Annotated in this window: 22 protein-coding genes; 16 read left to right on the top strand and 6 right to left on the bottom strand. The window is 66.3% G+C overall.

The genetic code is table 11. The features are described 5' to 3' along the window. Window positions 1-3 precede the first annotated feature (3 nt). From paaD to WMC41_RS17525, 5 genes are read left to right on the top strand one after another with little or no spacing between them, the layout of a single operon-like run. On the top strand, window positions 4-528 hold the full coding sequence (paaD, locus tag WMC41_RS17545) for a 1,2-phenylacetyl-CoA epoxidase subunit PaaD (protein ID WP_432345197.1): 525 nt from the start codon (window positions 4-6) through the stop codon (window positions 526-528). 20 nt (window positions 529-548) lie between these two features. Further along, window positions 549-1625: a 1,2-phenylacetyl-CoA epoxidase subunit PaaE gene (gene paaE / locus WMC41_RS17540; RefSeq protein ID WP_244768152.1), complete on the top strand. Its 1077-nt coding sequence runs from the start codon at window positions 549-551 to the stop codon at window positions 1623-1625. An 11-nt stretch (window positions 1626-1636) separates the two neighbouring features. Beyond that, window positions 1637-2392, top strand: coding sequence for a Phenylacetic acid catabolic protein (locus tag WMC41_RS17535; protein WP_432345194.1), 756 nt, complete (start codon window positions 1637-1639; stop codon window positions 2390-2392). 47 nt (window positions 2393-2439) lie between these two features. Continuing rightward, window positions 2440-4497, top strand: coding sequence for a phenylacetic acid degradation bifunctional protein PaaZ (gene paaZ / locus WMC41_RS17530; protein ID WP_432345191.1), 2058 nt, complete (start codon window positions 2440-2442; stop codon window positions 4495-4497). Between the two features lie 7 nt (window positions 4498-4504). Further along, the gene (locus WMC41_RS17525; protein ID WP_432345188.1) at window positions 4505-5017 is read left to right on the top strand and encodes an acyl-CoA thioesterase; all 513 of its coding nucleotides are present in this window, start codon (window positions 4505-4507) and stop codon (window positions 5015-5017) included. Between the two features lie 118 nt (window positions 5018-5135). Here WMC41_RS17525 and WMC41_RS17520 read toward each other — a convergent pair whose 3' ends face one another. From WMC41_RS17520 to paaG, 4 genes are all read right to left on the bottom strand, one after another. Further along, a complete protein-coding gene (locus WMC41_RS17520; protein WP_064331296.1) occupies window positions 5136-5732 on the bottom strand; it encodes a TetR/AcrR family transcriptional regulator in 597 nt (198 codons plus the stop codon). 193 nt (window positions 5733-5925) lie between these two features. Continuing rightward, the gene (paaK, locus tag WMC41_RS17515) at window positions 5926-7236 is read right to left on the bottom strand and encodes a phenylacetate--CoA ligase PaaK (protein WP_272806638.1); all 1311 of its coding nucleotides are present in this window, start codon (window positions 7234-7236) and stop codon (window positions 5926-5928) included. A 41-nt stretch (window positions 7237-7277) separates the two neighbouring features. After that, the gene (gene paaI / locus WMC41_RS17510) at window positions 7278-7718 is read right to left on the bottom strand and encodes a hydroxyphenylacetyl-CoA thioesterase PaaI (RefSeq protein WP_272806637.1); all 441 of its coding nucleotides are present in this window, start codon (window positions 7716-7718) and stop codon (window positions 7278-7280) included. After that, the gene (paaG, locus tag WMC41_RS17505; protein ID WP_432345183.1) at window positions 7715-8503 is read right to left on the bottom strand and encodes a 2-(1,2-epoxy-1,2-dihydrophenyl)acetyl-CoA isomerase PaaG; all 789 of its coding nucleotides are present in this window, start codon (window positions 8501-8503) and stop codon (window positions 7715-7717) included. The genes paaI and paaG overlap by 4 nt, the downstream gene beginning before the upstream one ends. A gap of 101 nt (window positions 8504-8604) precedes the next feature. Here paaG and paaN point away from each other — a divergent pair, with 101 nt between their 5' ends. The 10 genes from paaN to WMC41_RS17455 all read left to right on the top strand — a co-directional run bounded on the left by paaN (window position 8605) and on the right by WMC41_RS17455 (window position 21507). Next, window positions 8605-10266, top strand: coding sequence for a phenylacetic acid degradation protein PaaN (paaN, locus tag WMC41_RS17500; protein ID WP_432345180.1), 1662 nt, complete (start codon window positions 8605-8607; stop codon window positions 10264-10266). A 46-nt stretch (window positions 10267-10312) separates the two neighbouring features. Then, the gene (locus tag WMC41_RS17495; protein WP_272806634.1) at window positions 10313-11464 is read left to right on the top strand and encodes an ABC transporter substrate-binding protein; all 1152 of its coding nucleotides are present in this window, start codon (window positions 10313-10315) and stop codon (window positions 11462-11464) included. A 70-nt stretch (window positions 11465-11534) separates the two neighbouring features. After that, window positions 11535-12407: a branched-chain amino acid ABC transporter permease gene (locus tag WMC41_RS17490; RefSeq protein ID WP_244768161.1), complete on the top strand. Its 873-nt coding sequence runs from the start codon at window positions 11535-11537 to the stop codon at window positions 12405-12407. Between the two features lie 2 nt (window positions 12408-12409). Further along, window positions 12410-13366 (top strand): branched-chain amino acid ABC transporter permease, encoded by a 957-nt coding sequence (locus WMC41_RS17485; RefSeq protein ID WP_432345177.1) that lies wholly within the window; start codon window positions 12410-12412, stop codon window positions 13364-13366. Then, window positions 13363-14148, top strand: coding sequence for an ABC transporter ATP-binding protein (locus WMC41_RS17480; RefSeq protein WP_432345174.1), 786 nt, complete (start codon window positions 13363-13365; stop codon window positions 14146-14148). Before WMC41_RS17485 ends, WMC41_RS17480 begins: the two co-directional genes overlap by 4 nt. After that, the gene (locus WMC41_RS17475) at window positions 14135-14836 is read left to right on the top strand and encodes an ABC transporter ATP-binding protein (protein WP_133033620.1); all 702 of its coding nucleotides are present in this window, start codon (window positions 14135-14137) and stop codon (window positions 14834-14836) included. Before WMC41_RS17480 ends, WMC41_RS17475 begins: the two co-directional genes overlap by 14 nt. A 4-nt stretch (window positions 14837-14840) precedes the next feature. Continuing rightward, the gene (locus tag WMC41_RS17470) at window positions 14841-16901 is read left to right on the top strand and encodes a 3-hydroxyacyl-CoA dehydrogenase NAD-binding domain-containing protein (RefSeq protein WP_432345171.1); all 2061 of its coding nucleotides are present in this window, start codon (window positions 14841-14843) and stop codon (window positions 16899-16901) included. Between the two features lie 148 nt (window positions 16902-17049). Continuing rightward, on the top strand, window positions 17050-17976 hold the full coding sequence (locus WMC41_RS17465; protein WP_432345168.1) for a helix-turn-helix domain-containing protein: 927 nt from the start codon (window positions 17050-17052) through the stop codon (window positions 17974-17976). Window positions 17977-18092: 116 nt separating this feature from the next. Continuing rightward, window positions 18093-19499: an aldehyde dehydrogenase family protein gene (locus tag WMC41_RS17460; RefSeq protein ID WP_432345165.1), complete on the top strand. Its 1407-nt coding sequence runs from the start codon at window positions 18093-18095 to the stop codon at window positions 19497-19499. Window positions 19500-19527: 28 nt separating this feature from the next. After that, window positions 19528-21507 (top strand): tyramine oxidase, encoded by a 1980-nt coding sequence (locus WMC41_RS17455; protein WP_432345163.1) that lies wholly within the window; start codon window positions 19528-19530, stop codon window positions 21505-21507. Between the two features lie 227 nt (window positions 21508-21734). Here the strand turns inward: WMC41_RS17455 and WMC41_RS17450 are convergent, their stop codons facing one another. Together WMC41_RS17450 and WMC41_RS17445 are read right to left on the bottom strand one after the other, a co-directional pair. Continuing rightward, on the bottom strand, window positions 21735-23108 hold the full coding sequence (locus tag WMC41_RS17450) for an FAD-containing oxidoreductase (protein WP_432345160.1): 1374 nt from the start codon (window positions 23106-23108) through the stop codon (window positions 21735-21737). Next, window positions 23105-23575, bottom strand: a complete 471-nt coding sequence (locus WMC41_RS17445) for a DUF4126 domain-containing protein (RefSeq protein ID WP_432345157.1) — start codon at window positions 23573-23575, stop codon at window positions 23105-23107. The genes WMC41_RS17450 and WMC41_RS17445 overlap by 4 nt, the downstream gene beginning before the upstream one ends. A 323-nt stretch (window positions 23576-23898) precedes the next feature. Between WMC41_RS17445 and osmF the strand changes: the two genes are divergently transcribed. Next, window positions 23899-24810: a glycine betaine ABC transporter substrate-binding protein OsmF gene (gene osmF / locus WMC41_RS17440; RefSeq protein ID WP_432345154.1), complete on the top strand. Its 912-nt coding sequence runs from the start codon at window positions 23899-23901 to the stop codon at window positions 24808-24810. Window positions 24811-24830: the final 20 nt, after the last annotated feature.

The raw sequence follows: 24830 nt of genomic DNA, 5'->3' as shown, positions 1-24830 counted from the left end.
GCGATGGACCCGGCGCTTCGTCCCTCGGTCGATGAGGTCTGGCACTGGCTGTCCGAAGTGCCGGACCCGGAAATCCCGGTCATTTCGCTGACTGACCTCGGCATCATCCGCGATGTCGAGTGGCGGGACGACACGCTGGTGGTGACTGTCACGCCGACCTATTCCGGCTGTCCCGCCACCACGGTGATCAACCTCGATATCGAGGCTGCGCTCGCCGGAAAGGGCCTCGACAAGGTGAAGCTCGAACGCCGGCTCTCGCCCGCCTGGACGACGGACTGGATCAGTGCCGAAGGCCGGGAAAAGCTGCGCGACTACGGCATCGCCCCACCGATCGACGGCACGGCCGCCGATGGCGTGCTGATGAAACGCATCGACCGGCTTTCCGGCCGTTCGAACCTGACGATCGCCTGTCCGCGCTGTGGCTCGGCGAACACGGAAAAGATCAGCCAGTTCGGCTCGACGCCCTGCAAGGCGAGCTACCGCTGCACCGACTGTCTGGAACCGTTCGATTATTTCAAGTGCATCTGACCCATAGGGAGAGGGCCCACATGGCACGTTTTCATCCCCTGACCGTGACCGACATTCGCCGCGAGACGCGCGATGCGGTCGTGGTGACGCTTGCGCCCTCCGACGAGGACCGCGCCGTTTTCGACTTCACGCAGGGCCAGTACCTGACCTTCCGCCGCAAGTTCGAGGACGAGGAGTTGCGCCGTTCCTATTCGATCTGCGCCGGCAAGGACGAGGGGGTCCTGAAGGTCGGCATCAAGCGCGTCGACGGCGGCTGCTTCTCCACCTGGGTCAACGAGAACCTGAAGCCCGGCGACACGCTGGAGGCGATGCCCCCGATGGGCGCGTTCTTCACCGCGCTGGAGCCGGAGGTCGCAAAGCATTATCTCGGCTTTGCCGGCGGCAGCGGCATCACGCCGGTCCTCTCGATCATCAAGACGGTCTTGTCGCGCGAGCCCCGCGCCCGCTTCACGCTGGTCTACGCCAACCGGCAGATCAGCTCGATCATGTTCCGCGAGGAGCTGGAGGACCTGAAGAACCTCTATCTCGGCCGGTTCTCCGTCCTGCATGTCCTCGAAAGCGAGGCGCAGGACATCGACCTCTTCACCGGCCGCATCGACGGCGAGAAGTGCGCGGCGCTGTTCAAGAGCTGGATCGACATCAAGTCGATTGCCACCGCCTTCATCTGCGGTCCGGAGCCGATGATGCTGGCGATTGCCGCAGCGCTCCGCGAACACGGCCTTCGCGACGACCAGATCAAGTTCGAGCTGTTCGCCTCCTCGCAGCCCGGCCGCGCCCGGCGCAAGGTGGAGGCCGTCGCCGGTGCGGACCAGGGCGCGATGTGCGAGGCGACCGTCACGCTCGACGGCGCGACGCGCAGCTTCAAGTTCCCGAAGCAGGGCCAGAGCCTGCTCGACGCCGCGCTCGAAAACGCCATGGACGCACCCTATGCCTGCAAGGCCGGCGTCTGTTCCACCTGCCGCGCGAAAATCCTGGAGGGCGAGGCCGAGATGGAGGTCAACCACGCGCTCGAGGATTACGAGGTGCGCCAGGGCTATGTGCTGACCTGCCAGTGCTACCCGCTCACCGACCGCATCGTCGTCAGCTACGACCAGTAAGGGGAATTTTCATGTCCGATACGATGCCGATCGAGGATTATCTGGCACAAGGCGGCGTGCTCTCCTCGCCCGCCAATGTGCCGCCGCGCTATCGCGGCGAGCTCCTGCGCCTGATGGCGAGTTTCGTCGACAGCGAGCTGGCCGGCTCCGCCGGTTTCGCCGATACGATCAACGATGCGCCGGGCATCCAGGAGCGCATCTCCGCCGCCCGCATCGTGCTGGAAAAGGCCGATCATGCCGGCAAGGTCCTGCGGGTCATGGAGACCTTCGGCGCGGATGGCGGACGCTACGCCGTGCACCATCCCTGGGCCGAGCGGCTTTCCCGCGAGGCCGATATCGGCGCGGCGCGGCAGGGCGGCGACATGCGCCTTTCCGTCTTCCATTACCCGCTGCAAGGCTGGGTGGATGCCGTCGTCATGAACGTGCTGATGGGCCGGGCGAGCGTCGTGCAGCTCAAGGAATTGTCGCGTGTCTCCTACCAGCCGCTCGCCGAGGTTTTCCGCGCCATCCTGCCGCGCGAGACGCGCCATGCCGAACTCGGCCTCGCCGGCCTCACCCGCATCGTGGATGACGAAGAGGGGCGCGCGAAAGCGAAGGCTTCCGTCGCCTATTGGTATCCGCGTGTCGCCGCCAGCTTCGGCCATTCCCGCTCGGCCCGTTTCGAGACGCTGTCGCGTTTCGGCCTCAGGCATACGCCCAACGAGACCCTGCTTGCCGATTGGCGGGCGGAGGTCGATGCGCAGCTTTCCGCGCTTGGATTGAACTAGGCGGTCTTCCATCCGGGATTGCGTAAAAATACAGGAAGGACAATAAGATGAACGTCATGGCAAACCGGCCGCGCCGGCTTGAAAGCTATGTCGGCGGCGCGTGGGTCGCCGGCGCGAAGGAGGGCGTGCCCCTGCTCGACGCCTCGACGGGCGAACCGGTCGCCTTCATCGATTCCTCCGGCATCGATTTCAAGGCGATCCTCGCTCATGGCCGCGAAAAGGGCGGCCCGGCCCTGCGCCGCATGTCCTTCCACGAACGCGCCGCCATGCTGAAGGCGCTCGGTCAGGCGTTGATGGAACGGAAGGAAGAGTTCTACGCCCTTTCCACCGCCACCGGCGCGACCCGCGCCGATAGTTGGATCGATATCGAGGGCGGCATCGGCACGCTGCTCTCCTATGCCTCGAAGGGCCGGCGCGAATTGCCGAACACCCGCGTCCTGCTCGATGGCGACGTGGAACCGCTCTCCAAGGACAATACCTTTGCCGCGCAGCATATCCTGAGCCCGTTGCAGGGCGTTGCGGTGCATATCAACGCCTTCAACTTCCCCTGCTGGGGCATGCTGGAAAAGCTCGCGCCAACATTGCTGGCCGGTGTTCCGGCCATCGTGAAGCCGGCGAGCCAGACGGCCTATCTCACCGAGCTGATGGTCCGCCGCATCATCGAGACCGGTATTCTGCCGGAGGGTGCTTTGCAGCTCGTCTGCGGCTCTGTCGGCGACCTGCTCGATCACGTCGAAGGTCAGGACGCCGTGACCTTCACCGGTTCGGCCGCCACCGGCCGGCGCCTCAAGACGCACAAGGCGATCATCGAAAACTCGGTGCGCTTCACCATGGAGGCCGACAGCCTCAACGCCGCCATGCTCGGCCTCGACGCAGCGCCCGGCACGGAGGAGTTCGACCTCTTCGTCAAGGAAGTCGCCCGCGAGATGACGGTGAAGGCCGGCCAGAAATGTACGGCGATCCGCCGCGTCATCGCGCCCCGCGCCTATAGCGAGGCGCTGATCGAAAGCCTCGGCGCGCGCCTCGGCAAGACGGCGATCGGCAACCCCGCCGACGAAGCCGTGCGCATGGGCCCGCTCGCCAGCCTCGACCAGCGCGAAGAGGTTCGCGCGCGCATCCGCGATCTCTCCGCCGATGCCGAGATCGTCGCTGGCGATCCTGACAATCCGAGCGTCCAGTCCGGCGATGCCGTGGCCGGCGCCTTCCTCAATCCGGTGCTGCTCTATTGCGACAGGCCGGGCTCGGCCCGCGCCGTGCACGATGTCGAGGCCTTCGGCCCGGTCAGTACCGTCATGCCCTATGACACGGCGGAAGAGGCGGTCGACCTCGCCCGGCGCGGCAAGGGCAGCCTCGTCGCCTCGGTCTTCACCAACGATCCGGGCTTCGCCGAAGAGGTCGTGCTCGGCCTTGCGCCCTTCCATGGCCGCGTGATGATCGGCAACCGCGTCAGCGCCAAATCCTCCACCGGCCACGGTTCGCCGCTGCCGGGCCTGGTGCACGGCGGTCCCGGCCGCGCGGGTGGGGGCGAGGAACTGGGCGGCATGCGTGGCGTAAAACACTACATGCAGCGCACCGCCATCCAGGGCGCGCCGACCATGCTGTCCGCCGTCACCGGCCGCTGGCTGCCGGGTGCGGAGGCGCGGGCGGGCGGCGAGCATCCGTTCCGCAAGTCGCTGGCGGAACTCAAGATCGGCGACCAGCTCATCACGGCAACGCGCACGGTGACGCTCGACGATATCGAGCATTTCGCCCATTTCACCGGTGATACCTTCTACGCCCATATGGACGAGGAGGCGGCCAAGGCGAACCCGTTCTTCGACGGGCGCGTGGCGCATGGCTATCTCATCGTCTCCTTCGCCGCCGGCCTCTTTGTCGATCCGGCGCCGGGCCCGGTTCTTGCCAATTACGGCGTCGACAACCTGCGCTTCCTGACACCGGTCAATCCGGGTGATACGCTGCAGGTGCAGCTCACCTGCAAGGAGATCAATCCGCGCGCCAATGCCGAGCACGGCGAGGTGCGCTGGGATTGCCAGGTGACGAACCAGCTGGGTGCCGCAGTCGCGCAGTACGACGTCCTGACGATGGTGGCCAAAACGAGGGAGTGACCGCAGCATGCCGATCGCGCAGGACCCGTGCCGCCTGGAAATGACCGTTCTGATGACGCCGGACATGGCGAATTTTTCCGGGAAGGTTCATGGGGGCGCACTGCTCAACCTGCTCGATCGCGTGGCCTTCTCCTGCGCCTCGCGTTATTCGCAGCAATATGCGGTAACGCTCTCGGTCGACCAGGTGATGTTCAAGGAGCCGATCCATGTCGGCGAACTCGTCACCTTCCGCGCCTCGATCAACCATACGGGCCGCACTTCCATGGAGGTCGGCATCCGCGTCGAGGCGGAGAACATCCGCTCCGGTAACCGGCGGCATACCAATTCCTGCTACTTCACGATGGTCGCCGTCGATGATGCCGGCCGGCCGGTGCGCGTGCCGGAACTGGAGCCGAGGGATGCGGTCGACATCCGGCGCTACAAGGCGGCCGAGCTCCGCCGGACGCTGCGGCGGGAGTTTGCCGAGCGGCTGGAATCGGTCGCAGCGACGGGCAAGGACGTGGAGAGGGATGGGGGATAGCGCGGGTGGCATTGCTCTTGTGGCGCAACGCTGCCTCCCTACCACGTCATCCTCGGGTCAAGCCCGAGGATGACGAAGGAGAGGTAGGAGGTTTTTGGGGAGGTGTGATGCGTAAGCCTCAGGTTACAGCCTTGACGCCTTCGAGGATCAGCGTCGTCGCGATGTCCGCATATTCGTCGCGCGTCACCGGCCCGTTCGGGCGGAACCACATATAGACCCAGTTCATCATGCCGAAGAGCGACATGGTGACGGGCATCAGCAGCGGGCGGTCCTTGTTGAGGTCCGGATTGATGTCGCGGATGACGCCGGAGAAGCGCTTGACGATCTGCCGCTCGATCGCCTGCAATTCGGAAAGCTGTTCCTGCGAGAGCGCGCTGGTCCCGTTGAGCTGCACCTTGTGCTCATTGTCCCGGCCCTCGTAGTTGGCCAGGACGGCTTTGACCAGGAGGCGCAGCCGCTCCTGCGGGGCAAGGTCAGGGCGGTCGGCGGCCTCTATCGCGCTTTCGAGTTCGGTGAGGTGGGTGCGCACGATATCGAAGATCAGCGCGTCCTTGCTCGGATAGTAGTGATAGAGCAGCGCCTTGGAGACATTGCTGTGCGAGGCGATCATCGACATGGAGGCCTTCTCCATGCCCATCTCGGCAAAGACCGCTGCGGCACTCGAGAGAATGCCGCGCTGTTTTTCCTCGAAATCAACTGCGCGCGTGCGTGCCATTTTATCCTGCTTTGCTTTGCCCGGCTGCTTCCGGGAGGGTGGCCGCCCTCCCTATACACAGTCAACCCGGTGCCGGAATAGGGCCTCTTCATCCGTCTTCTAACGGGGAAGATATCCTATCTCTTTGTTTCTACACAACTCCGGACGCAAAACCGTTTCCCGCACTCCTGCTGGAACTGTCCTGTCCGGCGCTTCATTCCTTCGGGCGGTTGTCGACCACCCGCTTCGCCTTTCCTTCCGAGCGGGCGACGCCGCCCGGCTCGTGCACGGTGATCTTCGTGGAGACGCCGACCACGCTCTTGATGTGGTGGGCGAGCTCCTTTGCCGATCCCGCGCGGGCACCCTCGTCGGCCGCCTCCAGCGTGCATTCGACATGCACGGTCATGTTGTCCATGCGGCCCGAGCGGGTCAGCTCGATCTGGAAATGCGGCGCGAGGCCGCGACATTTCAGGATCTGTTCCTCGATCTGCGTCGGGAAGACGTTGACGCCGCGCAGGATCATCATGTCGTCGGAGCGGCCGGTGATCTTCTCCATGCGGCGCATGGAGCGGGCGGTGCCGGGCAGGAGCCGCGTCAGGTCGCGCGTGCGGTAGCGGATGATCGGCAGGCCTTCCTTGGTGAGCGTCGTGAAGACCAGTTCGCCGATCTCGCCGTCCGGCAGCACCGCACCGGTGACCGGATCGATGATCTCCGGGTAGAAATGATCCTCCCAGATGTGCAGGCCGTCCTTGGTCTCGACGCATTCATTGGCGACGCCCGGGCCCATGACCTCAGACAGGCCGTAGATGTCGACGGCGTGCATGTCGAAGGACTGCTCGATCTCCTCGCGCATAGCGTTCGTCCAGGGCTCGGCGCCGAAGATGCCGACGGCGAGCGAGCTTTCCCGCGGGTCGACGCCCTGGCGGCGGAACTCGTCGAGGATGGAGAGCATGTAGGAGGGCGTGACCATGATGATGCGCGGCTTGAAATCCTGCATCAGGGTCACCTGGCGCTCCGTCATGCCGCCGGAGATCGGCACGACGGTGCAGCCGAGCTTTTCCGCGCCATAATGGGCGCCGAGGCCGCCGGTGAAGAGGCCGTAGCCATAGGCGACATGCACGATGTCGCCGGCCCGCCCGCCCGCGGCGCGGATCGAGCGGGCGACGACGGTCGCCCAGGTGTCGATGTCCTTCTGGGTATAGCCGACGACGGTGGGCTTGCCGGTCGTGCCCGACGATGCGTGGATGCGGGTGAGCTTTTCACGCGGCACGGCGAACATGCCGAAGGGATAGGTGTCGCGCAGGTCCTTCTTGGTGGTGAAGGGGAATTTTGCGAGATCGGCGAGCGTCTTGAGGTCGGAGGGGTGCACGCCGGCCTCGTCGAAGCGCTGGCGGTAGAAGGGCGAATTCTCGTAGGCGTGGGTCAGCGACCATTTCATGCGATCGAGCTGCAGCGCGGAAATCTCGTCGCGGGAGGCCGTCTCGATCGCTTCGAGATCTCCGGGGCGGGGGGACAGGTCTTCCATGAAAATCTCCTCCGAGAATGCGGGATGATGTGCCCTCTGCCTCACTCCGGCAGATGGGTGCCCTTGACTGTTCGCGAGTGGCCGCGGAACTCCGCGACATGCTCGCCCTCCTGGTTGGTGATGCGGATGTCGTAGATGCCGCCGCGTCCTCGGCGCGACACCTCCTGCGCCGTCGCGGTCAGCCGGTCGCCCCGGAAGGCCGGTGCGATGAAGGTCACCGAACAGTGCTGGGCGACGGTGCGCTGGTTGTAGGTGTTGCAGGCGAAGGCGAAGGCCGAATCCGCCAGCGTGAAGATGTAGCCGCCGTGGCAGGTGCCGTGGCCGTTGGTCATGATCTCGGCGATGGTCATGGCGATGACCGCCTCGCCGGGGGCGACGGAGACGAGCTCCATGCCGAGATGGCGGGTGGCGTTGTCGTCGTCCCACATCGCCTTGGCGCAGGCTTCGGCGAGCGCTTGGGGAGAGAGTCCGGCGGCGCTCATTTGCCCGAAAACTCCGGCTTGCGCTTTTCAAGGAAGGCGGAAACGCCCTCGGCGTAATCGGCGCTGCGGCCGGCCTCGCGCTGCAGGTCGCGTTCGAGGTCGAGCTGCTCGTCGAGCGAATTGGTGGCGGCGGCCTGGATGGCGCGTTTCGTCATGCCGAGACCCCTGGTCGGGCCGGCGGCGAGGCGCACGGCGAGCGCTGTCGCCTCTTCCATCAGCGTATCGTCGTCGACGGCGCGCCAGATGAGGCCCCAGTCGGCGGCGGTTTCCGCGCCGAGCGGCTCTGCGGTGAGCGCCAGCGCCTTGGCGCGGGCTTCGCCGATCAGACGCGGCAGGCTCCAGGTGCCGCCGGAATCCGGCACGAGGCCGATCCTGGCGAAGGCCTGGATGAAGCGGGCGGAGCGGGCGGCGAGCGTGATGTCGCAGGCAAAGGCGATGTTGGCGCCCGCGCCGGCGGCGACGCCGTTGACGGCACAGATGACGGGTTTTTCCAGGCTGCGGATGAGGCGCAGCAGGGGGTTGTAATAGGTCTCGATCGTATGGCCGAGGTCCGGCACGCCCTTCTTCGGGTCGCGGTCGCCGAGATCCTGGCCGGCGCAGAAACCGCGGCCGGCGCCGGTCAGCAGCACGGCGCGCACCGCCTCGTCCGCATGGGCGCGCTCGAAGCCGGCGCGCAGCGCGAGATGCATCTCGTCGTTGAAGGCGTTGAGCTTGTCCGGGCGGTTCAGCGTGAGGCTCAGAACGCCATCGGCAAGCGCCGACAGAATGGTGCCGGAAGTGGTCATGGTTCCTCCCTGTCGCCCTTCCCAGCGGCGACCGTAAAAAAACTCTTGCATAAACCGACCGGTCAGTCAATTATAAAAGCACTGACTGGGAGGAGCCAGAGATGACCGGACTTTTCGAGCGCCATCGCCCGACGCTGACCGCCGCGATCGAAGCGGCCGCCAAGCGCGATTTCTGGACCGTCTATCCCGAAGTGCCGAGCGGCAGGATATACGGCGAGACGGCGAAGGACGATGGCCTTGCCGCATACAGGGCACGGCTCGATGCCGAATTCGATCTTGCCGATCATCCGGCCGAGGGGCGCGTCGGTGCGGAAGTCTCGCCTTACGGACCTGCCCTCGGCATCACCTATCCTGCCGCCTCCGCGGACATGCTGGTCATGGCCTCGCGCGCGGCCGCCCCGCAGTGGGCCGCCGCCTCGCCGGAGACGCGCGCCGGCATCTGTCTCGAAATCCTCGCCCGCCTCAATGCCCGCAGCTTCGAGATGGCGAACGCCGTCATGCACACGACGGGCCAGGCCTTCGCCATGGCCTTCCAGGCCGGCGGCCCGCATGCGCAGGATCGCGGCCTCGAGGCCGTCGCCTATGCCTATGCCGAGATGACCCGCATACCGGCGCAGGCGACCTGGACCAAGCCGCAGGGCAAGGGCGCGCCTATCGTCATGGAAAAGCACTGGCGTATCGTGCCGCGCGGCGTTTCCCTCGTCATCGGCTGCAACACCTTCCCGACCTGGAACAGCTATCCCGGCCTCTTCGCCAGCCTCGCGACCGGCAACACCGTCATCGTCAAGCCGCATCCGGCGGCGATCCTGCCGCTTGCCATCACCGTCGAAACCGCGCGCCAGGTGCTGGTGGAGCAAGGGTTTGCGGCCGATATCGTGCTGCTCGCCGCCGATGCGCCCGGTGCCGAGATCACGAGGGAGCTCGTGCAGCACCCCGCCGTCGCCATCGTCGACTATACCGGCTCCAACACCTTCGGCGCCTGGGTGCGTGAAAACGCCGGCAGCGCCGATGTCTACACCGAGGAGGCCGGCGTCAACTCGATCGTCATCGGCGCGACGGATGATTTTGCCGGCATGTGCGGCAACATCGCCTTCTCGCTCTCGCTCTATTCCGGCCAGATGTGCACGGCGCCGCAGGATATTTTCGTGCCGCGCGGCGGCATTGAGACGAATGAGGGCCACAAGTCCTTCGACGCGGTCGCGGCCGGCATCGCCGCTGCCGTCGATAGCCTGCTTGCCGATCCGGCGCGTGCGGCCGGCGTCTGCGGGGCCATTGCCAATCCGGCGACGCTTGCCCGCATTGCGACGACCCGTCCCCTCGGCCGCGTCGTGCGCGATTCCGCTCCCGTCGAAGGCCTCGACGGTGCCCGCACCGCCACGCCGCTGATCCTCGCCGTCGATGCGGCGGATACGGACGCCTATGCGGAGGAGCGCTTCGGCCCCATCGCCTTCGTCGTCGCGGTCGACGACGCAGTGGACGGCATCGACCGTGCCGCGGTGCTCGCCGAGCGCAAGGGTGCCATCACGGCTGCCCTCTACGCGACGGACGAGGCGCAGATTCTGGCCGCCGCCGATCGTTTCGCCGTGGCGGGCGTCAATCTTTCTGTCAACCTGACCGGCGGCATCTATGTGAACCAGAGCGCCGCCTTCAGCGATTTCCACGTCACCGGTGCCAATCCGGCGGGCAATGCCAGCCTGACGGATGCGGCCTTCGTCGCGAACCGGTTCCGCGTGGTGATGTGGCGCCGCCCCGCGGCGGCGTGAGGAGTCTACGCTTCAATCTTTGTCTTTGTTGGGAGGAGAAACCGACATGAAATTTTCGCTCACCACCACCGCGCTTGCCGGCACGCTGGCGCTCGTCCTCGGCTTTGCCGCGCCGGCCCTTGCCGATATCAAGATCGGCGCGACCCTTTCGGAAACCGGCCCCGCCTCCTTCCTCGGCGATCCGGAAGCCAAGACGCTGAAGATGCTGGTCGAGGAGATCAATGCGGCCGGCGGCGTCAATGGCGAGAAGATCGACCTGATCGTCTATGACGATGGCGGCGACCCGAACAAGGCGCGCACCTTCGCCACCCGCCTGGTGGAGGACGACGAAGTCGTCGCCGTGATCGGCGGCACGACGACGGGCACCTCCATGGCCATCATCCCGGTCTTCGAGGATGCGGAAATCCCGTTCATCTCGCTTGCCGGCGCCATCGAGATCATCGATCCCGTCCGCCCCTTCACCTTCAAGACCCCGCACACGGACCGCATGGCCTGCGCGAAGATCTTCGAGGACATGAAGAAAGCCGGCATCAGCAAGATCGGCCTGATCTCCGGTTCCGACGGCTTCGGCGCCTCCATGCGCAAGCAGTGCCTGGAGATCATCGGCGACTACGGCATCGAGGTCCTGGCCGACGAGACCTATGGCCCGACCGATGCCGACATGACGCCGCAGCTGACCAACATCAAGGGCAAGGACGGCGTGCAGGCCGTGCTGAACCCCGGTTTCGGCCAGGGTCCGGCGATCGTCACGCGCAACTATGCCCAGCTCGCCGTCGGCCTGCCGCTCTACCAGTCGCATGGTGTCGCCTCGGATGGCTTCATCGAGCTTGCCGGCGCGGAGGCCGCCGAAGGCGTGCGCCTGCCGGGCACGGCGCTGCTCGTCGCGGGCCTCCTGCCGGAAAGCGATCCGCAGCGCGCCGTCGTCGTCGCCTACAAGGACGCCTACGAGAAGGCGACCGGCAAGCCGGTCTCGACCTTCGGCGGCTACGCCCATGACGCGCTGCGCATCCTCGTCGACGCGATCACGCGGGCGGGCAGCACCGAGCCGTCGGCGATCCGCGACGCGATCGAAGGCACGTCCGGCCTGGTCGGCACGACCGGCACGGTGACCATGACCGCGGAGGATCATCTCGGCCTCGACCTGTCGGCCTTCCGCATGCTTCAGATCGAAAAGGGCGGCTGGAAGATCGTCGAGTAATCGAGCCCGCCGGCCCGCGCCATGAGGCGGCGGGTCGGCGGAAACCGTCGCGCGCGAAGCGGAGGCATTCATGCCCGAACTCCTGCAATTCCTACTCTCCGGGATCACGGTCGGCGCGGTCTATGCGCTGGTCGCGCTCGGCTTCACGATCATCTACAACGCTTCCGACGTCGTGAACTTCGCCCAGGGCGAGTTCGTCATGCTCGGCGGCATGATCACCTTCTTCGCGCATGCCGCGGGCCTGCCGCTGCCGCTTGCCGCGCTCATCGCCATCATCGCGACGGCGGGTATCGGCGTTGCGCTCAACAAGCTGGCGATCGAGCCGGCGCGGGGCGCGCCCGTCGTCTCGCTGATCATCATCACCATCGGTGCCTCGATCTTCATCCGCGGCGCGACGCAGCTCGTCTTCGACAAGCAGATCCATCGTTTCCCGGCCTTTTCGGGTGACCAGCCGATCCTCATCGGCGGCGCGACCATCCTGCCGCAGAGCCTCTGGGTGATTGCCGGCGCGCTCGCGATCTTCTTCTGTCTCTGGCTGTTCTTCACGCGCACGCTGATCGGCCGCGCCGTGCTGGCGACGGCGAACAACCGCATCGCGGCCCAGCTCGTCGGGATCAACACCAACTATGTGATGACGCTTTCCTTCGCCATGTCCGCCGCCATCGGCGCGCTTGCCGGCGTGCTCGTGACGCCGATCACGCTGACGAGCTACGATGTCGGGCTGGCGCTGGCGCTGAAGGGTTTCGCCGCCGCCATGCTCGGCGGCATGGGCAATCCCAAGGGCGCGCTCGTCGGCGGCCTGTTGCTCGGCATCCTGGAGGCGATGACGGCCGGCTATATCAGTTCGCAATACAAGGACGCGGCCGCCTTCGTCGTCATCCTCGCCGTGCTCTTCGCCATGCCGCAGGGCCTTTTCGGCCGCAAGTCGACGGATCGGGTGTGATCATGCGGCTCTCCAGCAAGGCAACCACGCTCCTCCTCCTCGCCGCGGTCATCGCGATCGCGCCGGTCTTCTTCCCCTCCTCCTACTATTTTCGCGTCGGCTCGCTAATCTTCGTCAACGGGCTTGCGGTGACGGGTCTCGTCATCCTCATCGGCTATGCCGGCCAGATCAGCCTCGGCCATGCGGGCTTTGCCGGCATCGGCGCCTATGCCTGTGCGCTGGCGCCGGTCCATCTCGGCCTGCACCCGGCGCTCGCGGCGGTGCTGGGCGCGGCGCTTTCCGCAGCCATCGCCTTCCTCGTCGGCCGGCCGATCCTGCGGCTCAAGGGCTACTACCTCGCCGTCGCCAGCCTCGGCTTCGGCATTCTCGTCTCGATGGTGCTCTCCAACGAGGCGCAGCTCACCGGCGGGCCGGACGGCATGGCGGTGCCGGAGCTGGGCCTTCGCGCCGTCCTGAAGGCCATCGGCATCGATCTTTCCAACACCGAATTCTGGTACGCCTTCTCCGGCCTCGTGCTGGTCGTCGGTGCCTGGCTGGCGCTCAACCTCTACCACAGCCCGACCGGCCGGGCGCTCCGAGCGCTGCACGGGTCGGAGGTCGCCGCCCGCACGGTCGGCGTCGATGTGGCCCATTACAAGCTCGTCGCCTTCGTCCTGTCGGCGGTCTATGCCTCGGTTTCGGGTTCGCTGCTGGCGCTGCAGAACAAGTTCATCACGCCTGATGTCGCCGGCTTCATGCATTCGATCGAGATGGTCACCATGGCGGTGCTCGGCGGGGCGGGGTCGGTGCTCGGCGCCATCCTCGGCGCGGCGATCCTCACCACGCTGCCGCAGGTGCTGACGGTCTTCCAGGAATACGAACAGCTCATGCTCGGTCTCGTCATGATGCTGGTCATGATCTTCATGCGCGAGGGTCTCCTGCCCTCCATCGCGCGCCGCATCCGGGGGAGGGCAGAATGAGCCTGCTTCAGATCGAAGGCTTGGGGATCGATTTCGGCGGCGTCCGTGCTGTCAACGATGTCGGCTTCTCCTTGAAACCCGGCGAGATTGTCTCCGTCATCGGCCCGAACGGCGCCGGCAAGACGACGCTGTTCAACATGATCTCGGGCGTCTACGCCCCGGCCCGCGGGCGTGTCGCGCTCGATGGAGAGGACGTCACGCGCATGCCGCCGCATCGGCTCGCCCGGCGCGGCCTGTCGCGGACCTTCCAGAACCTGCAGATCTTCCAGTCGATGAGCGTGCTGGAAAACGCCGTCGCCGGTCATCACCTGCATGAGCGTGGCTCGGTCTTTGCCGATCTTTTCTCGCTGCCCGCCGCGCGCCGCCGCAGCAGGGCGTCCGAAGAGAGCGCGCGTGCGCTGCTCAACCGCGTCGGCCTCGGCCGGGCCGCCGAGCAGGAGGCGGGCTCGCTCTCCTATGGCGCCTTGAAGCGGCTGGAGATCGCCCGCGCATTGGCGCTGAAACCGCGCGTGCTGCTGCTCGACGAGCCGGCCGCCGGCTGCAATGCCGTCGAGACGGAGGAGATCGACCACCTGATCGCCAAGGTCGCGGCCGAAGGTGTGTCGATCCTGCTGGTGGAGCACGACATGAAGATGGTCATGCGCATTTCCAACCATATCGTGGTGCTCGACCATGGCGAGAAGATCGCCGAGGGCGAGCCGGCTTCGATCGCGCGCGATCCGCGCGTTATCGAGGCCTATCTGGGTGCCCAGGCGGCGGAGGCGCAAAATGCTGACGGTTGAAGGACTGCGTTCGCGCTACGGCCGCATCGAGGTGCTGCACGGCATCGACCTCGACGTCGCCTCCGGCGAGATCGTCACGGTGGTCGGCGCGAACGGCGCGGGCAAGACCACGCTGCTCAAGTGCCTTTCCGGCATCCAGCCGGTCTCGGCCGGGTCCATCGTCTTTCGCGGCGAGGCGCTGACGACGGTGCCGGCGCATGCCCGCGTGCGGCGCGGCCTTGCCCAGTCGCCCGAGGGGCGCCAGATCTTCACCAACCTGACGGTGGAGGAGAACCTGCGCCTCGGCGCCTATCTCTTTTCCGACGACAAGGTGGAACGGGACCGGGACGACGCCTTCGCCATGTTCCCGATCCTCAAGGAGAAGCGCAACCTTGCGGCCGGCGGCCTTTCCGGCGGCCAGCAGCAGATGCTGGCGATCGCCCGCGCGCTGATGGGCCGCCCTTCCTGCCTGTTGCTTGACGAGCCGAGCATGGGCCTCGCCCCCATCCTCGTGGCGCAGATCTTCGACGTGGTGAAGAGCCTCAAGGCGCTCGGCGTCACCGTGCTGCTCGTCGAGCAGAACGCATTCGGCGCGCTCTCGGTCGCCGATCGCGGTTATGTCATGGAGACCGGCCGCATCACCATGTCCGGGCCCGCTGCCGAACTCATCGCCGACGAACGCATCCGCGCCGCTTATCTGGGAATATGAGACCATGACCGTCACCATCGCCCGCGAAAACGCCATCGCCGTCGTCACCGTCGACAACCCGCCCGTCAACACGCTGTCGCAGGCGCTGCGCCAGGCTCTCGTCGAGGCCGTCGCCACGCTCGATGCGGACGCGGCGGTGAAGGCCGTCGTCCTGATCTGCGCCGGCCGCACCTTCATCGCCGGGGCGGATGTCAGCGAATTCGGCAAGCCGCCGCAGCCGCCGCATCTGCCGGACGTGGTGGCGACCATCGAAGGTGCGAAGAAGCCGTGGGTTGCGGCGATCCACGGCAGCGCGCTCGGTGGCGGGCTCGAAGTGGCGCTCGGCTGCGCCTGGCGCGTGGCGGTTCCCAGCGCCAGCCTCGGCCTGCCGGAAGTCAAGCTCGGCATCATCCCCGGCGCGGGCGGCACGGTTCGCCTGCCGCGGCTGATCGGCGCGGCCGCTGCCGTCGATCTCGTGACGAGCGGCAGCCCGGTCGGTGCGAGGAAGGCGGAAGTGCTCGGCCTGATCGATGCCGTTATCGACGGCGACCTGCGGGCCGGCGCAATTGCCTTTGCGAACGCCATTGCCGGCAAGGCCCGGCCGCAGCCGATCTCCGGCCGTACCGTCGCCCCCGTCGAGGCGGGTTTCTGGGAAGGTGCCGAAAAGGCCGTGGCGGCCAGGGCGAAGCGGGAAGCCGCACCGCTCCGGGCGCTTGTCTCGGTGCGGAAGGCAAGCGAGACGGATTTCGCCAGCGCCATGGCCTTCGAGCGGGAAACCTTCCTCGAACTGCGCGGCTCGGAGCAGGCAGCGGCGCTGCGCCATGTCTTCTTTGCCGAGCGCGCCGCGCCGCGCCCGCCGGAGCTTGCCGGCGTCACGCCGCGCGCCATCCGCTCGGCCGCCGTCATCGGCGGCGGCACGATGGGCGCGGGCATTGCCGCGGCGCTGCGCGATGCCGGCCTGCCGGTCGTCCTCATCGAGCGCGACGCGGCGGCCGTCGAGCGCGGGCTTGCCAATGTGCGGGGCATCTATGAAGGCTCGGTGAAGCGCGGCCGCATCCCGCAGGCCGTAGCGGACGAGCGCGTGGCCGGCGTCACCGGCGGCGATGATTACGGCCTGCTGGCCGATACGGACCTCGTCATCGAGGCGGTCTTCGAGGATCTTGCCGTCAAGCGCGCCGTCTTCGAAAGGCTCTCGGCGGTCTGCCGGCCGGATGCGGTTCTGGCCACCAACACGTCCTATCTCGATCCCGACGCGATCAGCGAAGGCGTCAGTCATCCGGAACGCTTCCTCGGCCTGCATTTCTTCAGCCCGGCGCAGATCATGAAGCTCCTGGAGATCGTGCCGACGGAGGCGACCGCGCCGGAGGTGCTGGCGACTGGTTTCGCGCTCGCCCGCCTGCTCGGCAAGATCCCGGTGCGCGCCGGCATCTGCGACGGCTTCATCGGCAACCGCATCCTGAAGGTGACGCGGGCGCAGGCCGAGCGGCTTTTGCTGTCGGGTGCGACGCCCGCGGCGGTCGATGCCGCCATGCGGGCCTTCGGCCTGCCGATGGGACCTTTCGAGGCACAGGATCTCGGCGGCCTCGACATCGCCGCCTTCCAGCGCAAGGCGGCGCGCGAGCGGGGCGAGACGCCTTTCGCGCCCGTTGCCGACCGGCTCTGCGCCCTTGAGCGCTACGGCCAGAAGACCGGCGGCGGCTGGTACGACTACCAGCCGGGCGACCGTGCGCCGAAACCCTCCGAAACCGTGGCCGCGATCATCGCCGAGGCGGCGGAGGGCCGGGCGCAGCGGACATGGGACGAGGCAGGCATCGTCGACGCCATCCTCCTGCCCATGGTCAACGAGGCGACGCGCATCCTGGAAGAACGCGTGGCGCTGCGCGCCGCCGATATCGATCTCGTGAAGATCCATGGCTACGGCTTCCCGCGCTGGCGTGGCGGGCCGATGCACCATGCCGAAGCGCGCGGCCTTTCCGAAGTGGTGGCGGTGCTGGATCGCCTGGCCGGGGAAGGCCTTGCCGAGTCGCCGAGCGACGGCCTGCGGCGGGCGGCGGAAGCCGGCGGCTTTTCGGTGCTTGCCGGGTAAGGCAATTCGGGCAGGACTGCCTTGCGGAAGGGCGAAAAGATTGCGTGTTTCGCAGATGGGAAAGGCTTCCGGCGATAGGCAAGCGACGCGGACTGTGGTGAGATAGTTTTGGGAGAACAGGCTTTCTGCTAGAGCCGGGGAGGGCACGATGCAGTCGCTGATGACGCCGGGACACAAGCCGGTGCCGGTAGAAATTCTCGAGGCGGAGATAAGGAGGGTCTGCGGCTCCTTCGACCTGGAGCCGATGGGGCGGACAGGCGTCGTCAATGGCGATGTCACGACGCGGCGCGTCGGTCCCTTCGATACGGCGATCGTCGCGCTCGATGCCTCCGAAGTTGCGCGCAACACCCGCTCCATCCGGCAGGATCCCGGCGAATATTTCTTCCTGCTGGTGCAGGATGCCGGCCACTGTCGCGTCGAGCAGGGCGAGCAGGTCGCGGAGCTTTCGCCCGGCGACATGTTCCTCGTCGATTCCGTCAGGCCCTCGACCTTCCTCTATCGCGGCGAGCGCTCGAACCAGGTGTCGCTGCACATCCCACGCGACGAGATGCTCCACCGCTTCGGCACGCCGTGCACCGGCGGGCTTTCGATCTCGCGCGACGATCCTCTCTGGCTCGCCATGCGCGCGGTCATCGCGAAAATGCTGCTGGAGGAGGGCGCGCAGGCGCAGCTTGGCGAAGCCTTCCTCTGCCTTCTCGGCGCCTACCTGCATTCGACCCGCGTGACGGGCGTTGCCGCGCCCGCCGAGACGCTGCTGTCGCGGGCGCTTGCGATGATCGATCGCCACCGTGCGGATCCGGGCTTCGGGCCGCGTGAATTGGCTGTCCGCCTCAACGTCTCGGAGCGCATGCTGCAGCGGCATTTCCGGCCGCTCGGCGAAACGCCCGGCCATCGGTTGCTCAACCGCCGGCTGGAGCTTGCCCATGCGCGGCTTTCCGCCCGCAAGGGGGAGCAGGCGGCGGAGGGCGTCACGGCCGTCGCCTTCGATTGCGGCTTCAACGACCTTTCCTATTTCTACCGCGAGTTCCGCAAGAAATACGGCATGACGCCGGGCGCGGTCGCCCGCTGCCATTGACGCTTTTATCCAAAAGGCGGGACGGTGCCGTCCAAGTCCGGCGCGCCATGTCCCTCTAGTCTCTGCCACCATATGTCCCCGCCGGAGGCGGCGGGACGTTCATGGAGGAGGCGGACATGACGGAATTCAAGGCTACCATCGGTGGCAAACCGGCGCACGTCGGCGCGGACTTCGCCGTTCTCAACCCGGCGACGGGCAAGGAGGTCGGTCGCGCGCCGAACATGGGCGGGGCGGAGCTGGATGCGGCGGTCTCGGTCGCCAAGGCGGCGTTCGCCTCCTGGTCGGCGCAGGAGGATGCTGCCCTGCAGGCGGCCTGCGCGGCGGTGACGGCCAAGATCGAGGAACATGCCGGCGAGCTTGCCGAGATCATCACGCTCGAGCAGGGCAAGCCGCTCAACGGCCTCGGCTCGCGCTGGGAGGTCGGCGGCGCCGTCGCTTGGGCGGGTTACACGACCGGGCTTTCGCTGCCGGCGCGGGTGCTGCAGGACAACGAGCAGGGCCGGGTGGAGCTCACCCGCAAGCCGCTCGGCGTCGTCGGCTCCATCACGCCGTGGAACTTCCCGGTCATGATCGCCGTCTGGCATATCCTGCCGGCGCTGCGCACAGGCAACACGGTCGTCGTCAAGCCCTCGCCCCATACGCCGCTTTCCACCCTGCGGCTGGTCGAGATCATGAACGAGGTGCTGCCGCCGGGCGTCGTCAACGTGGTGACCGGCGACGACAAGGCGTTCAATCTCGGCGGTGCCATGTCGGCGCATCCTGATATCCGCAAGATCGTCTTCACCGGCTCCTGCGCCACCGGCCAGAGGGTCATGCGGTCCGCCGCCGACACGATGAAGCGCCTGACGCTGGAGCTCGGCGGCAACGACGCCGGCATCGTCCTGCCCGACGCGGATCCGGCGGCGATCGCCGAAGGCCTCTTCTGGGGTGCCTTCATCAACAACGGCCAGACCTGCGCGGCGATGAAGCGGCTCTATGTGCACGACACCATCCACGATGCGGTCTGCGAGGCGCTGGTCGCCTATGCGCGGGGCATCAAGGTGGGCGACGGAATGGAGGAGGCGAGCATCCTCGGCCCCATCCAGAACCGCATGCAGTTCGACAAGGTTTCGCGCCTCGTCGCGGATGCGAAGGAGCGGGGCAAGGTGCTGCTCGGGGGAGAACCGGGCGATGGGCTGTTCTTCCCGCCGACCATCATCGCCGGCCTTCGCAACGGCGATGCGCTGGTCGACGAGGAGCAGTTCGGGCCGGCTTTGCCGATCATCCGCTACTCCGACGTCGAAGAGGCGATCCGGCTGGCCAATGACAGCCCGAACGGACTCGGCGGCTCCGTCTGGTCGTCCGATATCGCGGCCGCGAAGGCGGTGGCTGGGCGTCTCGCCTGCGGCTCCGTCTGGATCAACAAGCATGGCGCCATCCAGCCGAACGTGCCCTTCGGCGGCGTGAAGGCCTCGGGCATCGGCGTCGAGTTCGCCGAAGAGGGGCTCGCCGAATACACCGACATCCAGGTGGTCTTTGCCTGACGGAAGCAAACGAAAAGAGGGAACGATCATGAGACTGACGAAACATCTGGCGACGAGCGCTCTTGCGCTCGTCCTTGCCGCCGGCGCGGCCGCCGCCCATCCGCTCGACGGGCTGACGGCCGAGGAATACCAGAAGATCAACCAGATCCTGCGCGAGCAGAAGGTGGCGGACGACGACACGCTCTATCCGCTGATCGAGCTGAAGGAGCCGGCCAAGGCGGAGGTTCTTGCCTGGAAGGAGGGCGACAGCCTCGACCGCAAGGCGACGGTCTACTTCACCAGCGCCGACGGCTTCAACGAGGCGGTCGTCAACATCTCCAGGGGTACGGTCGAGAGCAACGGCAAGACGGCCGGCCAGCCGATGGTGCTGTTCACCGAGTTCATGAACGCGCTGGAAGGCGCGCTCGGCCATCCGGACATGATCGCGGGGCTTGAAAAGCGGGGCCTGAAGCCCGAGCAGGCCTTCTGCCTGCCGCTGACGGGCGGCAACTTCTTCACGGAGGAATACCGGAACTCCCGCCTGATGAAGGTGCCGTGCTACCAGGTGCCGGAGGGGTCCAACTTCTATGCCAAGCCGATCGAGGGCCTCTTCGCCATCTACGATATCGGCAAGAAGGAGGTGCAGCGCGTCATCGATACCGGTGTCGTGGAACAGGCGCCGAAGGATAGCTGGGGCTATACGGAGGAGGAGGTCGCCGCGCGTCTGCCGCTGCGTCCGGAAATGAAGCCCGTCACGCTCGTTCAGGACGGCGGACCGAACTACAGGATCGACGGCAGCCATGTCGAATGGGACATCTGGCGCTTCAACTTCCGCGTCGACAAGCGGCCGGGCCTCGTCGTCTCCAATCTCGATGTCAACGATGACGGCACCTGGCGCTCGGTCATCTACCAGGCGCATCTTTCCGAGGTCTTCGTGCCCTATATGGACCCGACGGAGGGCTGGTACTGGCGCACCTACATGGACAGCGGGGAATATGGCTTCGGCCTTTTCCTGAGCCCGCTGCGCGCCGGCATCGACTGCCCCGCGCACGCCACCTTCCTGCCGGCGACGATCGCCGACGACAAGGGTTCGCCGCTCGTCATCCCCGATGCGATCTGCGTCTTCGAGCGCAATATCGGTGATCCGGCCTGGCGCCATTTCGAGGTCTTCGCCCAGACGCCGGAAACCCCGGTGCCGGCGGAAGGCCGCCCGGCGACGGAACTCGTGGTGCGCACGGCCTCCGAGGTCGGCAACTACGACTATCTCATCGACTATCGCCTGCAGCAGAACGGCCAGATCAACATCTATGTCGGCGCGACCGGCCTCGATGCGGTGAAGGGCGTCGCCTCGGCCTCGATGAAGGATGCGACGGCGAAGGCGGACACCGCCTATGGCACGCTGATCGCGCCGAACCTCGTGGCCGCCAACCACGACCACTATTTCAACTTCCGCATCGATTTCGACGTCGACCAGCCGGTGAACCATTTCTCGACCATGGATATCGTGCCGGCCAAGCTCGATGCGTCGAGCCCGCGCAAGTCGATGTGGACGGTCGAGCACAACATGCCGAAGACCGAAATGGAGGCGCGCTACAGGCTCTCGGCGATGCAGCCGCGCTACTTCCACATCTCCAACCCGTCGCGCGAAGGCTATCTCGGCCACGAGCCCGGCTGGATGATCCATCACGGCAATGTCGCCTATGGTCCCTACGACTATGCCAACGACCCGCCGATGAAGCGCAACGCCTATATCGAATATTCGGTCTGGAACACGGTCTACGATCCGGAACAGCGCTATGCCGGCGGCAAGTTCGCCATGCAGAGCGACGGCTCGGATACGCTCGCCGAGTGGGTCAAGAAGGACCAGAACCTGATGGGCAAGGACATCGTCACCTGGTTCTCCGCCGGCTTCCACCACATTCCGCGCATGGAGGACTGGCCGGTCATGTCGACCGAGTGGAAGACCGTGCACATCATGCCGCACAACTTCTTCGCCCATAACCCGGCGCTGACGTTGCGCAAGAAGTAAGGACCGGTGCCGGCAGGCGATGCCCCTCATCCGCCTGCCGGCACCTTCTCCCCGCAAGCGGGGCGAAGGGGGTGTTGCGCCGGTTTCCTAGGATAGCGGCGTTATTGAGGGAGGAAAACTTTGCTTCTTGCCCTTCTCCCCGCTTGCGGGGAGAAGGTCGCGGCAGCGAGATGAGGGGCCGCCCTCGGCTCCAATGCAAGGTGATTGGCCCACCTACCCAAGCCGCCTCATTCCACCGGCTGCATGTCGCCGAAAACCGTCGGGATCAGCTCTGAGACGGTCGGATGAATGTGCACCGCATGCGTGATGGTCGTATAGGGCTTGCCCGCATACATCACATCGAGAATGCCCTGCACCGCCTCGTCGCCGCCGGTGCCGAGAATGGAGGCGCCGAGGATTTCCTTCGTCTGCGCATCGGCGATCACCTTCATGAAGCCGAGGGTCTCGCCCTTTTCCTTGGCGCGGCCGACGCGGCTCATCGGTCTTGTGCCGACCAGCAGCTTGCGGCCGGTCTTGCGCGCTTCCGTCTCGCTCATGCCGGCGCGGCCGAGCGGCGGGTCGATGTAGAGCGCATAGGTCTGGATGCGGTCGCTCACCTTGCGCGGTTCATTGTCGAGGAGGTTCGCGGCGACGATCTCGAAATCGTTGTAGGCCGTGTGGGTGAAGGCGCCGCGGCCGTTGCAGTCGCCCATGGCGAAGATGCCGGGCACGCTGGTTTCCAGCCGCTCGTCGACGGTGATGTAGCCGCGCCTGTCCGTCGCCACCCCCGCCTTGTCGAGGCCGAGGTCGTCGGTGTTCGGCCGCCTGCCGGTGGCGAGGAGGATATGGGAGCCCGGGATCTCGGGCGCGCCCGCCGTGCAGTCGACGCCCACCCCGACGCCGTCAACGCTTTTGAAGAAGCGAATGCACTCCGCCCCCGTGCGGATGGCGATGCCCTCGCGTTCGAGGATGTCGCGCACGGCGGCGCTGACATCTTCGTCCTCGCGGGCGATCAGCCGCGGCCCTTTTTCGACAACCGTCACCTCGGAACCGAAGCGGCGGAACATCTGGGCGAATTCCAGCCCGATATAACTGCCGCCGACAATGATGAGGTGCTTCGGCACCTCGGTCAGCTCCATCATCGAGACATTGTCGAGATGCGGCACGTCCCCGATCCCTGAAAAATCCGGCACGACGGCCCGGCCGCCGACATTGAGGAAGATCTGCCCGGCCGACAGCCGTTCCTCGCCGACGCGAATCTCCGTCGGGCTTTCGAAACGCGCATGGCCGCGGATGAAGGTGAGGCCCTTCATGCCAGCCAGCCAGTCCTCGTTGCCCCTGCGTGCATCGAAGCGCACCTTGTCCTTGCGGGCCATCACCCTGGCGAAATCGATGGAGACATCGCCCGTCACCACGCCGTAATCGGCACCGCGGCGGGCGAGATGGGCGGCATAGGCACTGGCGACCATGGCCTTGGTCGGCATGCAGCCCGTGTTGACGCAGGTGCCCCCCACATGCTTGCGCTCGATGAGCGCCACCGTCTTTCCCGCGGCGGTCAGCCGGCCGGCAAGCGACGGGCCGGCCTGGCCCGCGCCGATGATGATGGCGTCGAACCGCTTCATGGCACGACCGACGAGACGACGAAGAGGCCGAGCAGCACGGCGACGGCGTCTTCCAGCAGCGCAATGGGAAGATCCTTGCCGCCGATGGCCATGACGAGGCGTTTGCGGGCTTCATAGCCGCCGAGCGTGCCGATGACCGCGCCGATGACGCCGGCGACGAGCCCGCCGATCATCGACCCTCCGATGGTGCCGAGAACTGCGCCGCAGAACCCGCCGCTGACGATGCGCGCACCGAACTGCTGCGGCACCTTGCGGCTCGGCGTGCCCGGCAGCTGGTCGGTGACGAACTCGACGAGGGCGAGGGCGCCGAAGACATAGGGCGTGAAGCGATAGGCCAGGAAGGCAGCCCAAGTGCCGGAGACGGGGAGCCAGCCGAGCGCCGCCCCGATGCTGACGGCGGCCGGCGCCGTCATCGCGCGCAGCCCCGCCACGATGCCGATCAGCACTGCGAGAATGTAAATGCTCATTGTCCCTCACAGATCTGCGCCGGACATCGGCCCGGGATGGTTTCCCGGCAAGGATGAAATGCGGTATCGGAAAATGAGGCGGGCCAAGGCGAGAGTGTCGGATGCGACCGGCAATTGCAACGCGTTTCTGTTGCAAAAGGCTGCCGCTTCGCGCAATCTTGAAAGCGCTTTGAGCGCTGCAACAAACGGCATGCCCTGTCGGTGCGGCGCAGTCTATTTTTTGCGATTGACTGCCATATATGAAATGCTTTGCCGGGACTGGCTTTCCCAAACGTGGTGAAAATGCCGCCATGGCTTCCCGCACAGAACGAAAGGGTTATCTCATGTGTCCAGTCGTCAAATTCCTCGGAGCAGCTCTGGCCCTCGGGCTTGCGGCCGGTGCTGCCCAGGCCCAGGTCGTCGTCTCCTCGAAGATCGATACCGAGGGCGGCGTGCTCGGCAACATCATCCTCTCGGTGCTGAATGCCAACGGCATCGAGACGACGGACCGCGTGCAGCTCGGCGCGACGCCGGTCGTGCGGCAGGCGATCATCGCCGGCGAGATCGACATCTATCCGGAATATACCGGCAATGCCGCCTTCTTCTTCGAAAAGGCCGAGGACCCCGCCTGGAAGGACGCGGCCAAGGCCTATGAGCTGGCCAAGACGCTCGATTTCGACGCCAACAAGCTCGTCTGGCTGACGCCGTCCCCTGCCAACAACACCTGGGCGATCGCGCTGCGCAAGGACGTCGCCGAGCCGAACAAGCTGGTGACCCTGAGCGATTTCGGCAAATATGTCGCTGATGGCGGCCAGGTGGTGCTTGCCGCTTCCTCCGAATTCGTGAACTCGGCCGCGGCGTTGCCGGCCTTCCAGACGACCTACAGCTTCACCTTGAAGCCGGAACAGCTCATCACGCTTTCCGGCGGCGATACGGCCGCGACGATCGCGGCGGCCGCCAACCAGACGAATGGTGCGAATGCCGCCATGGTCTATGGCACGGACGGCGGCATCGCGCCGTCGGGCCTCGTGGTTCTGGAAGATGACAAGGGCGTGCAGCCGGTCTACCAGCCGGCGCCGATCATTCGCGAGGCGGTGCTGAAGGCCAATCCGCAGATCGAGGAGATCCTGAAGCCCGTCTTCGAAAAGCTCGATCTCGTGACGCTGCAGGATCTCAACGGTCGCGTCCAGGTCGGCGGCGAGCCGGCCAAGGCCGTTGCCGAGGACTTCCTGAAGAAGAACGGCTTCATCAAGTAAGGTGCGGTTGTCCTCCGCCC

Source organism: Shinella yambaruensis, assembly GCF_050859155.1.
GTDB lineage: Bacteria > Pseudomonadota > Alphaproteobacteria > Rhizobiales > Rhizobiaceae > Shinella > Shinella yambaruensis.
The sequence above is the reverse complement of the archived record's forward strand: the minus strand, read 5'-3'. Positions and strand labels throughout refer to the sequence as shown.

Coding starts and splice junctions, on each gene's coding strand:
- paaD (WP_432345197.1), top strand. CDS start 4: ATGGACCCGGCGCTTCGTCCCTCGGTCGATGAGGTCTGGCACTGGCTG.
- paaE (WP_244768152.1), top strand. CDS start 549: ATGGCACGTTTTCATCCCCTGACCGTGACCGACATTCGCCGCGAGACG.
- WMC41_RS17535 (WP_432345194.1), top strand. CDS start 1,637: ATGTCCGATACGATGCCGATCGAGGATTATCTGGCACAAGGCGGCGTG.
- paaZ (WP_432345191.1), top strand. CDS start 2,440: ATGAACGTCATGGCAAACCGGCCGCGCCGGCTTGAAAGCTATGTCGGC.
- WMC41_RS17525 (WP_432345188.1), top strand. CDS start 4,505: ATGCCGATCGCGCAGGACCCGTGCCGCCTGGAAATGACCGTTCTGATG.
- WMC41_RS17520 (WP_064331296.1), bottom strand. CDS start 5,732: ATGGCACGCACGCGCGCAGTTGATTTCGAGGAAAAACAGCGCGGCATT.
- paaK (WP_272806638.1), bottom strand. CDS start 7,236: ATGGAAGACCTGTCCCCCCGCCCCGGAGATCTCGAAGCGATCGAGACG.
- paaI (WP_272806637.1), bottom strand. CDS start 7,718: ATGAGCGCCGCCGGACTCTCTCCCCAAGCGCTCGCCGAAGCCTGCGCC.
- paaG (WP_432345183.1), bottom strand. CDS start 8,503: ATGACCACTTCCGGCACCATTCTGTCGGCGCTTGCCGATGGCGTTCTG.
- paaN (WP_432345180.1), top strand. CDS start 8,605: ATGACCGGACTTTTCGAGCGCCATCGCCCGACGCTGACCGCCGCGATC.
- WMC41_RS17495 (WP_272806634.1), top strand. CDS start 10,313: ATGAAATTTTCGCTCACCACCACCGCGCTTGCCGGCACGCTGGCGCTC.
- WMC41_RS17490 (WP_244768161.1), top strand. CDS start 11,535: ATGCCCGAACTCCTGCAATTCCTACTCTCCGGGATCACGGTCGGCGCG.
- WMC41_RS17485 (WP_432345177.1), top strand. CDS start 12,410: ATGCGGCTCTCCAGCAAGGCAACCACGCTCCTCCTCCTCGCCGCGGTC.
- WMC41_RS17480 (WP_432345174.1), top strand. CDS start 13,363: ATGAGCCTGCTTCAGATCGAAGGCTTGGGGATCGATTTCGGCGGCGTC.
- WMC41_RS17475 (WP_133033620.1), top strand. CDS start 14,135: ATGCTGACGGTTGAAGGACTGCGTTCGCGCTACGGCCGCATCGAGGTG.
- WMC41_RS17470 (WP_432345171.1), top strand. CDS start 14,841: ATGACCGTCACCATCGCCCGCGAAAACGCCATCGCCGTCGTCACCGTC.
- WMC41_RS17465 (WP_432345168.1), top strand. CDS start 17,050: ATGCAGTCGCTGATGACGCCGGGACACAAGCCGGTGCCGGTAGAAATT.
- WMC41_RS17460 (WP_432345165.1), top strand. CDS start 18,093: ATGACGGAATTCAAGGCTACCATCGGTGGCAAACCGGCGCACGTCGGC.
- WMC41_RS17455 (WP_432345163.1), top strand. CDS start 19,528: ATGAGACTGACGAAACATCTGGCGACGAGCGCTCTTGCGCTCGTCCTT.
- WMC41_RS17450 (WP_432345160.1), bottom strand. CDS start 23,108: ATGAAGCGGTTCGACGCCATCATCATCGGCGCGGGCCAGGCCGGCCCG.
- WMC41_RS17445 (WP_432345157.1), bottom strand. CDS start 23,575: ATGAGCATTTACATTCTCGCAGTGCTGATCGGCATCGTGGCGGGGCTG.
- osmF (WP_432345154.1), top strand. CDS start 23,899: ATGTGTCCAGTCGTCAAATTCCTCGGAGCAGCTCTGGCCCTCGGGCTT.